The organism is Devosia sp., from assembly GCF_030689745.1.
Taxonomy (GTDB): Bacteria; Pseudomonadota; Alphaproteobacteria; order Rhizobiales; family Devosiaceae; genus Devosia; species Devosia alba.
This window is the reverse complement of record NZ_JAUYGL010000109.1, coordinates 43,510-49,814: the sequence shown is the minus strand read 5'-3', so window position 1 is coordinate 49,814 and position 6,305 is coordinate 43,510. Positions and strand designations below refer to the sequence as shown.

Here is a 6,305-nt window from a genome sequence, read left to right as displayed (position 1 = left end):
GCGGGCGTAACCGCGCTGGCCAGCGCAACCCAGATGGGGCTGCTTGGCGCCTTGCTGGTTTTTGCGCCGCAGCCGCTCTACCTGCCGCATCTGGCGACGACATTGGCGTTCGGGGTCTCACCGGTCGATGACCAGCAGCTTGGCGGATTGATCATGTGGGTGCCGGCCAACCTGCCGCTGCTGGCCGTGGTGCTGTGGCGGCTGGTTGATGCACTGCAGCCGGACCGATCGGCGGCCCGATGATCCAGGACTTTGCGATTACCTGGCTCAAATTCATCCATGTCGGTGCAATAGCGCTTTGGTCAGGGGGATTGATCGCCCTGCCGTTTCTGTACCGCCAGCGCCGGGGACTACAGGACGAGGCCCTGCATCGCCTTCATGCCTTCACGCGGTTTTTCTACGTGGTGCTGGTTTCGCCGGGGGCATTTGCGGCCATTGCTTCGGGCACGGCGCTGATCCTGCTGCAGGGCACCTACGAGAACTGGTTCTCGGCCAAGCTGGTTGCCGTGGCTGCCATGACCGGTCTGCACATCCTGTCGGGGCTGATGATCCTCAAGATCTTTGAACGCACAGGACGCTACCCCACCGTCCAATTCGCGTTGGTGGTACCGCTGACGCTCGTCGTCGTCAGCGTGATCCTGGCGCTGGTGCTGGGCAAGCCGCGGCTGGACTGGCCCGCAGGGCTGGCAACGTTCTTTGCGCCCGGCGCCCTGCGGGAAATGGCGGAACCCGTTATTGGCGGGTGGATATGATGAGGCCGACGCCATGATCGAATACCAGTTTTCCGCCATGCCAACCGGCAAAGGCAACGGCCATGCTGGCGAGCGTCGACAGCATGAGGCCGTTGGGCAGGACCTGCTCGGGGTGGTAGAGCCGCAGCCCGGCATTTGCCCCGGCGATGGCGACCAGGACCATTGCAGCAATGGCATGGTTCCAGCTGGCGACGCGGACACGAATCCCGGGCACGGCGAGCAATTCGAGCGTCCCTACGATAGAGGCCAGCACGCCGAGCAGGAAGGCGGCGCTGGCAGACCAGATGCCGACCTGCACCCAGAACGGGTCGGCGCTCCACCAGTAGAAGACATCGACGCCCAGGGTTGCGACGACGAAGGCGATTGGAAAATGCACCAACATGGCGTGCAGGGGATGACCGGCGACGGCGATGGCCGAGCTGATATCCTTGTCGGCGACCGAGCGAATATGCGGGTTGGGGTGGGCGGAGTGCGCTTCGGGCGGGGTTTCGTCCTGCTCGTCGGGCTTTTCGTCGGCTTGGCTCGCTTTGTCGCTCACTGGAAGACTCCTCTGATCAAGACGTTGCTGATTGGTGCAACGCCATTGGCGATGGCGGGTTGCAGCGGCGCGTTGTCCGCCCTGGACCCGGCGGGCCCGCGCGCGGCCAATCTGGCGACCTTGTGGTGGGTCATGCTGATCGGCGCGACGCTGTTGTTTGCGCTGGTCATGGTGCTCCTGCTGCTGGCCTACACGCGAAGCGATTGGATCAGCCGCGTGACGCCGGGGCAATGGATTATCGGCGGCGGGCTGATGCTGCCCGTCCCCATTCTCGTGTTGCTGACTGGCACGGCGCTGGTGCTGGGCGAGCAATTGCTGCCGCATGGAGAAGCGCCGGTGCGGGTGGAAGGCGAAGCCCGGCAATGGGCGTGGACGTTCCGCTATCCCGGGACCGCCATGCCGCCGACGGAGACCCTGCATATTCCGGCCGGTCAACCAGTGGACATCGTCGTGACAGCCCGCGACGTGATCCATTCGCTCTGGGTGCCGCGGCTGGGCGGCAAGATCGATGCGATCCCCGGGCATCCCAATGTCATCCGGCTCGAGGCCGACGAGGCCGGAATCTATTGGGGCCAGTGCGCCGAATATTGCGGCGAAGGTCATGACGGCATGCAATTCCGGGTGGAGGCACACGATCCCGCTGCGTTTGCGGCCCTGATGGAGGGCGGCAACCCATGAGCCAGTCCGACCTCTCGCCCATTCGCCTGCACCGGGCGCTGAACGACATATGGGGCACGCCGCCCGGTTTGGGGCGATTGTCCAGCGTCAACCACACGGTGCTGGGGCGCCGCTTCATGGTGGTGGCGCTGATTTTCTTTGCCATTGGCGGCCTGCTGTCGATGCTGATCCGGGCGCAGCTGGCGACGCCCAACAGCGCGTTTGTTGGCCCGGAAATCTACAACCAGATCTTCACCATGCATGGCACGGTGATGATGTTCCTGTTTGCCATTCCCATGTTCGAGGGCTTCGCCATCTATATCCTGCCCAAGATGCTGGGCGCCCGGGATATGGCCTTCCCCCGGCTGACTGCCTACGGGTTCTGGTGCTATCTGTTCGGCGGCTCGATCCTGATCATCGCAATGCTGATGGGGGTGGCGCCCAATGGCGGCTGGTTCATGTACACGCCGCTGTCCTCGCGCCCCTATACGCCGGGCATCAACGCCGACGTATGGCTGCTGGGTATCACCTTTGTTGAAATCTCGGCCGTGACGGCGGCGGTGGAACTGTTCGTTACCATTCTCAAGGTGCGGGCGCCCGGCATGTCGCTGATCCGTATGCCATTGTTCGCCTGGTATATGCTGGTGACCTCGGGGATGATGATCGTTGGCTTTCCGCCGCTGATCCTGGGCTCGATCCTGCTCGAACTGGAGCGGGCGTTCGGGCTGCCGTTCTTTGATCCCACGCGTGGCGGCGATCCCCTGCTGTGGCAACACCTTTTCTGGCTGTTCGGGCATCCTGAGGTCTACATCATCTTTCTGCCTGCAGCCGGTGCGCTGTCGACCATCATCCCGGTCTTTGCACAGCGGCCAATCCTGGGCTTTCGCGCCATTATCGCCGCGATCGTGGCCATGGGGTTCCTCAGCTTTGGGCTTTGGGTGCACCACATGTTCACGGTGGGCATCCCCCACCTGGCGCTGGCGTTCTTTTCGGCGGCCAGCGCGCTGGTGGCGATACCGACGGCGATCCAGATCTTTGCCTGGATCGGCACGCTCGCGTCAGGGCGGCCGCGGTGGGACATTCCCATGCTTTATGTGGCCGGGTTCTTCGTGGTGTTCGTCATTGGGGGACTGACCGGCGTCATGCTGGCCATGGTGCCGTTCAACACCCAGGCACATGACAGCTATTTCGTGGTCGCTCATCTCCACTATGTGCTGGTGGGCGGATTCGTGTTCCCCATGCTCGCGGCCATCTATCACTGGATGCCCCATATTTCGGGGCGACAGAGCCTTTACCGGCTTTCGGTGCCGGCATTCTGGTTCATCATGGTGGGCTTCAATCTCACCTTCTTCCTGATGCATCTGACCGGCCTGATGGGCATGCCGCGGCGCATTTCCACCTATCCGTCCAACTGGGGCTGGGACTGGCTCAACCTGCTTTCGTCGGTGGGCAGCTTCATTCTCACCATGGGGTTTGCGCTGGTTCTGGCCGATATCGTGATGCAATTCCGCTTCGGGCGGCCGTTCCGCCGCGATCCGTGGCACGCCGGGACACTGGAATGGGCGATACCGACGCCGCCGACCAACTATTCCTTTGCCGCCCTGCCGCGCATCGATGCCCCGGGGGATCAGCTGGCGCCGCGCCTCATTGGTCCGCAACTGGCCGGCGGGCGCGGCTATCTCGGTTTTCCGCGCGACGGCCAAATGGAGACGCTGGGCGTCGACATGGTGACAGGCGAGGCCGAGCAGCTGATCGTGTTGCCCCAGTCCAGCTTCCTGCCCCTGTGGACCGGACTGGCCACCGGCAGCATCTTTGTGGCGCTGCTGTTTGGCTTCTATTGGCTCGCGCCATTGGGAGCGCTGCTGACGGTGGTCCTGTTCCTCCTCTGGACCGTCAAGCTTGGGCGAAAACACGATAGCGGACCGGTTGACATCGGGATGGGCGAACAGGCACCGCGCGATGTGGAATGCCCAGGCAACGTTACGGTGCTGGCCAATCGGACGGCCGTGGTGATGGACGCGATACTGTTTTCATCGCTGCTGTTTGGAGGCCTCTTTCTGCTGGTTGTGGCGCCGAACTGGGACGGGCTGGCGCCGCTCGACCTGCCCTTGTGGCTATTGGCACTGGCATTGATGGCCAGCACGGCGGGCGCCGGCTTCAGCTGGCTGGCGCGCCGCGCCAACGCGAGTGGATTGCTGATTGGCTCAGCTGTGGCGCAGGTCCTGGCGGTGGTCGTGCTGGCTGTGTTGATGGCCTGGGTGCCGGAGCCGACAGGCCATGCGCGGCAGGCGACCATGTTCGCGCTTCTGGCCTATGCAACAATCCACACGGCACTTGGCGCACTGATGTCCAGCTACGGTATCTGGCGCGTGCAACAGGGGTTTGTATCGACGCGACGCAATACCGAACTGGTGCTGGCGTGGTTATGGAATGGCTATGCCGCCGCCGCACTGGTGCCCGCACTCGGCCTGGTGCTCATGCTGGCGCTGGCAGGAGACGGCGCATGAGCGCGCAGGAGCGACGGGCGCTGCTGTTGCTGGTGGCAGGGTTCACTGTGTGGTCGGTCGCCTTCGTGGTGCTCTATGGCATGCAGGCACTTGGCTGTGCGTTCGGCTGGGGTGACTGGCATCGGCCCATGCTGATCGGCGCCTACCTGCTTTCGCTGCTGCCGCTTGGCTGGTTGGCGCGGCAGCGACCGTACAGCACCGGGGAGCCGGCAACCACGCTGTCGATCTCGGCGCTCTGGGCCAACCGGGCGGCGCTGGTGGCGGGGATACTGGTGTATTTTCCGGTGACCTTTGCGACAGTCTGCATCTGAGCGGCGGGCTTTTTGCCAGGAACCACACCCGCTCTCATTCGTTGGTCTCTCACACCACACAGGAGATATACCGATGGATTGGAACCGCGTTGAAGGTAACTGGAAACAGATGACCGGCAAGGTCAAAGAGCAGTGGGGCAAACTCACAGACGACGACCTGGCCCAGATCAATGGCAATCGCGAGCAGCTCGAAGGAAAGCTCCAGGAGCGCTACGGCAAGGCCAAGGACGAGGTGAAAAAGGACGTGGACGACTGGTACGGTCGTCAAAGCTGGTAGACCAGCAAAGCAAATCAGCCCCGCCATGGCGCGGGGCTTTTTATTGCCGCTAGACGCGTGCCCGTGCCCCTGGGGATGAAGGCAATCGTGGTGCCCGCTTCCCTATCCCGGGCCGCGCGAACAGCTTTGGGACTGAAAACCTGGAATTTGGATGACGGGGCGACGACCTCGGCAGCCCCTTTGCCAAAGGACACCGCCCCGCAAATTGCGAGGCGGTGTTTCGTTTTTGCAGCTCTTCGAGGTCGGGTTAGCTCGGTTGCACCAGGCCGGCATCCACCAGTGGCTGGATGGCCTGGATTTCCTGGGCCACCGTTGCCCGCATTTCGTCCGGGGTATTGAGGACTGCCGCGACGCCGAAGGATGCGAGCAGAGCCTGCGACTCTGGGAGCGTACTCCAGGCCTTTAGCGTGTCGTTGATCTTGGCGACGATTTCGGCCGGCATGCCCTTCGGGCCCACTATGCCAAACCAGAGCGTCTGGTCGTAGCCCTCGAGGCCCTGCTCGGCAACCGTCGGCACATCCGGCAGTTGAGCCAGGCGCTTGGCTGAGGTTACGGCCAGGGCCTTCAGCTTGCCTGCCTTGATATGCGGTATGTAATTGGCCGGCGCGTCGAGCGAAAACTCGATATGGCCGCCCAGAAGGTCGGCCATCAGCGGGGGCGAACCCTTGTAGGGCACGTGGTTGATTTCAACCCCGGTCGACTGGCCGATGATTGCCGCGCAGATGTGCCCCTTGGTCCCAGCCCCCGGATTGCCGATGTTCAGCTGGCCCGGGTTTTCTCTGGCATAGGTGAGCATTTCCTGCAGGGTGTTGGCCGGTGCGTTCATGCTGGCCGTCAGTAGTGCCGGGCTGGCCGCAAGCACCGTGATCGGCTCGAAGTCGGCTTCGGGATCATAGGCAAGGCTGGTCTGCACGACCTTGTTGGCCGCCAAGGGCGCACTGCCGCTGACAAGAATGGTGTAGCCATCAGGCGCAGAACGGGCGAGCTTGCCCCCAGCCAGGGCGCCGGCGGCACCGGCTACGTTTTCCAGGATGAACTGCTGCTTGAATTCGGCGGTCAGGATATCGGCCACAAGACGGGCCAGGATGTCGCTGGTGCCCCCCGGCGGATAGGCTGAAATCACCGTGACCGGCTTGCTGGGCCAGCTGTCTTGCGCAAAGGAAATCCCCGTCGAGGCCAATAGTCCTGCGGTGCCACCCAGGACGATGAATTCACGTCTTTTCATGTGCTTCCTCCTGCTTGCCCGATTTCAGATGCCCGGGT

Annotated in this window: 8 protein-coding genes; 6 read left to right on the top strand and 2 right to left on the bottom strand. The window is 63.2% G+C overall.

From position 1 onward, the window contains the following. Together Q8O80_RS09585 and Q8O80_RS09580 are read left to right on the top strand one after the other, a co-directional pair. The coding region (locus tag Q8O80_RS09585; RefSeq protein ID WP_305579236.1) for a cytochrome c oxidase assembly protein at positions 1-243 on the top strand (243 nt) is incomplete at its 5' end. Continuing rightward, the gene (locus Q8O80_RS09580; protein WP_305579235.1) at positions 240-752 is read left to right on the top strand and encodes a CopD family protein; all 513 of its coding nucleotides are present in this window, start codon (positions 240-242) and stop codon (positions 750-752) included. The genes Q8O80_RS09585 and Q8O80_RS09580, both read left to right, overlap by 4 nt. Here the strand turns inward: Q8O80_RS09580 and Q8O80_RS09575 are convergent. Further along, positions 733-1,200 (bottom strand): DUF2231 domain-containing protein, encoded by a 468-nt coding sequence (locus Q8O80_RS09575; RefSeq protein ID WP_305579240.1) that lies wholly within the window; start codon positions 1,198-1,200, stop codon positions 733-735. The genes Q8O80_RS09580 and Q8O80_RS09575 overlap by 20 nt on opposite strands. A gap of 141 nt (positions 1,201-1,341) precedes the next feature. On the opposite strand from Q8O80_RS09575, the gene coxB reads away from it, so the two are divergent. The 4 genes from coxB to Q8O80_RS09555 all read left to right on the top strand — a co-directional run bounded on the left by coxB (position 1,342) and on the right by Q8O80_RS09555 (position 5,042). Continuing rightward, entirely contained in the window at positions 1,342-1,968 is a 627-nt protein-coding gene (gene coxB / locus Q8O80_RS09570; RefSeq protein WP_305579239.1) for a cytochrome c oxidase subunit II, read from the top strand. Further along, complete coding sequence (ctaD, locus tag Q8O80_RS09565; RefSeq protein ID WP_305579234.1) at positions 1,965-4,454, top strand: cytochrome c oxidase subunit I; 2,490 nt, start codon at positions 1,965-1,967, stop codon at positions 4,452-4,454. The genes coxB and ctaD overlap by 4 nt, the downstream gene beginning before the upstream one ends. Beyond that, a complete protein-coding gene (locus tag Q8O80_RS09560) occupies positions 4,451-4,765 on the top strand; it encodes a hypothetical protein (RefSeq protein ID WP_305579233.1) in 315 nt (104 codons plus the stop codon). The genes ctaD and Q8O80_RS09560 overlap by 4 nt, the downstream gene beginning before the upstream one ends. A gap of 73 nt (positions 4,766-4,838) precedes the next feature. Next, the gene (locus Q8O80_RS09555) at positions 4,839-5,042 is read left to right on the top strand and encodes a CsbD family protein (protein WP_305579232.1); all 204 of its coding nucleotides are present in this window, start codon (positions 4,839-4,841) and stop codon (positions 5,040-5,042) included. Positions 5,043-5,289: 247 nt separating this feature from the next. Here Q8O80_RS09555 and Q8O80_RS09550 read toward each other — a convergent pair whose 3' ends face one another. Continuing rightward, positions 5,290-6,267 carry a tripartite tricarboxylate transporter substrate binding protein gene (locus Q8O80_RS09550; protein ID WP_305579231.1) on the bottom strand — a complete coding sequence of 326 codons (978 nt, stop codon included), beginning with the start codon at positions 6,265-6,267 and terminating at the stop codon, positions 5,290-5,292. Between the last annotated feature and the right edge of the window lie 38 nt (positions 6,268-6,305).

Excerpts from the sequence above, each read along its gene's own strand:
- Q8O80_RS09580 (WP_305579235.1), top strand. The coding sequence starts at position 240 with ATGATCCAGGACTTTGCGATTACCTGGCTCAAATTCATCCATGTCGGT.
- coxB (WP_305579239.1), top strand. The coding sequence starts at position 1,342 with ATGGCGGGTTGCAGCGGCGCGTTGTCCGCCCTGGACCCGGCGGGCCCG.
- ctaD (WP_305579234.1), top strand. The coding sequence starts at position 1,965 with ATGAGCCAGTCCGACCTCTCGCCCATTCGCCTGCACCGGGCGCTGAAC.
- Q8O80_RS09560 (WP_305579233.1), top strand. The coding sequence starts at position 4,451 with ATGAGCGCGCAGGAGCGACGGGCGCTGCTGTTGCTGGTGGCAGGGTTC.
- Q8O80_RS09555 (WP_305579232.1), top strand. The coding sequence starts at position 4,839 with ATGGATTGGAACCGCGTTGAAGGTAACTGGAAACAGATGACCGGCAAG.
- Q8O80_RS09550 (WP_305579231.1), bottom strand. The coding sequence starts at position 6,267 with ATGAAAAGACGTGAATTCATCGTCCTGGGTGGCACCGCAGGACTATTG.